This window comes from Stenotrophomonas sp. SrG (assembly GCF_050031795.1).
In the GTDB taxonomy this organism is placed as follows: Bacteria; Pseudomonadota; Gammaproteobacteria; order Xanthomonadales; family Xanthomonadaceae; genus Stenotrophomonas; species Stenotrophomonas rhizophila_A.
This window is the reverse complement of the sequence record NZ_JBNBBE010000603.1, coordinates 1-251: the sequence shown is the minus strand read 5'-3', so window position 1 is coordinate 251 and position 251 is coordinate 1. Positions and strand designations below refer to the sequence as shown.

The 251-nt window shown below is 72.1% G+C and carries 1 protein-coding gene; it reads right to left on the bottom strand.

Going from position 1 to position 251, the window contains the following annotated elements; all coding sequences use genetic code 11:
- On the bottom strand, positions 1-251 hold a 251-nt coding region (locus ACQG3P_RS21005; RefSeq protein ID WP_426806135.1), incomplete at both ends, for a hypothetical protein.

Below are 251 nucleotides of genomic sequence, written 5' to 3'. Positions count from 1 at the left end.
ACGCTGCCCCAGCCCTCGGGATCCTGGCACCGGCGCTCGAAGTCGGTGATGCCGATCTCGGTGCCCGGATATCCCAGCGCCTTCGCCATCGTCTCCGGCACGCCGAACACGACGGGGGTGTGGGTGAACGACTCGGGCTCGCCGACGAGAGAAGCGGATGCCGCGGCCGCCACCCGCTCGGTCCACACCGTCGACGCCGGCGACCACATGGACGGCCAGCGGCGCGTGTCGTCGTCGGGCCAGTCCTGCCC